Annotated in this window: 2 protein-coding genes; one reads left to right on the top strand and one right to left on the bottom strand. The window is 66.5% G+C overall.

What is annotated here, in order from left to right; genetic code table 11:
• The coding region (locus EN750_RS33530) for an amino acid synthesis family protein (protein WP_145968163.1) at nt 1–258 on the top strand (258 nt) is incomplete at its 5' end.
• A 3-nt stretch (nt 259–261) separates the two neighbouring features.
• Here EN750_RS33530 and EN750_RS33525 read toward each other — a convergent pair.
• Nucleotides 262–1,455 carry an amidohydrolase family protein gene (locus EN750_RS33525; RefSeq protein ID WP_127399212.1) on the bottom strand — a complete coding sequence of 398 codons (1,194 nt, stop codon included), beginning with the start codon at nt 1,453–1,455 and terminating at the stop codon, nt 262–264.
• Nucleotides 1,456–1,584: the final 129 nt, after the last annotated feature.

The following is a 1,584-nucleotide window of genomic DNA, read 5'->3' as shown; positions in this document are numbered from 1 at the left end:
GTGCTTGGCAAGGGCGCCGCGCTCATTCCTTCATCGAAGAAGCGCGGCGGCCTCGGCGTGTCGTTCGATATTCCGCTCGGTCACAAGGATGCGGCGCGGGTGCGCAGCCATTTCGACGGCATGGAGGTTCGTGTTCCCGACGCACCGCGTGCCGACGAGATCGTCGTCGCTATCGCCGTCACCGATTCCGGCAGGCCGCACCCGCGCGTCGGCGGGCTGACCAAGGACAAGATTGTCGGGATTGACGGCGTCGGCTGACCGTCAGGCCGCCAGGATTTCCGGCACCCGGAGCGCCGGAGGCGTATTTCTGCTCCGGCCGGTCCGCACCACGCCGTCGATGACGACCATTCCAATGCCTGGAAGATTGCCGAGCGCCACGCTGTCGAGCAGCCCGTCGCCGGCGCCGCCGATCGCCTGGTCCATGAAGATCAGGTCGGCGGCGCGACCGACCTCGATCAAACCGCGATCGTCCAGTCTGCGCACGCGCGCCGTGTTGCCGCTGGCAAGACAGAACGCCACTTCCGGCGCGATGCCGCCCAGCGAAGCCAGCATGGTGAGCGTCCGCAGGATGCCGAGCGGCTGCACGCCGGATCCGGCCGGGCTGTCGGTGCCGAGGATGACGCGCGAAAGTTCGCCGCGCTGCCTTGCCAGGTCGAGCACGAACAGTCCGGTGCGCAAATTGCCGTTATGGACGATTTCAAGCGCCCTCGAGCCCTTCTCGCAGATCTGCCGTATTTCCGCGTCGGGCAGGGCGGTTGGCCCGCCATTGACGTGGGCGACAATGTCGGCGTCGACCTCCAGCACGACATCCGCGCCGATGCGGCCGGAGCCGGGCAGCGACGGGCCGCCCGTGTGGGTCATCGAGGTCATGCCGTATTTGCGCGCCCAGGCGATCATCTGCCGGCCGGTCGGCCCATCCTTGACGCCGCCAAGCCCGACCTCGCCGACAAGCGTCACGCCGGCCTCGGCGAGACTGCGGAAGTCTTCCTCGGTAAGGCCGGGTTCCAGGATCGGTGCCCCGGCCAGGATCTTCATGCCGTTCGGACGGAAGTTGGAGAAGGTGCGTTGGGCAGCGATCGCCAGCGCCTTCAGCCCGACCAGGTCGCGCGGTCGGCCCGGCGTGTGGACTTCCCCCGCCGAGATCATGGTGGTGACGCCGCCATGCACGGTCGAATCCATCCAGCCGATCTGGTTCTGCCGAGGCGTCCAGTCGCCGGCCACCGGATGGGCGTGGTTGTCGATAAGACCCGGCGCGACCGCGCAGCCCATCGCATCGATGACCGTCGCCGCGCTGCCGCCATCAATGTCGCCTGCCTTGCCAATGCCGGTGATACGTCCATCGGTCACGACGATGGTGTCGGCGTCGATGATCGGTTGTGCTAGATCGCCACTCAGCATGAGACCGATATTGCGGACGACGAGCGTGTTGGCAGACGACTGGAGGTCGGACGACATCGGTTCTCACTTTTGCTGTTATGGAAAAAAGGACTGGACGCAGCTTATTTGCCGCCGTCGCCATTCGATGGGTCGTCGTCGTTGATGCGCTGGAGCAGGCGAAGCAGCGTCGCCTGCTCGGCCGGTGAG

This window comes from Mesorhizobium sp. M7A.F.Ca.ET.027.03.2.1 (assembly GCF_003999175.1).
Taxonomy (GTDB): domain Bacteria; phylum Pseudomonadota; class Alphaproteobacteria; order Rhizobiales; family Rhizobiaceae; genus Mesorhizobium.
Note: the sequence above shows the minus strand (reverse complement) of the source record. Positions and strands in the feature narration are given on the sequence as shown.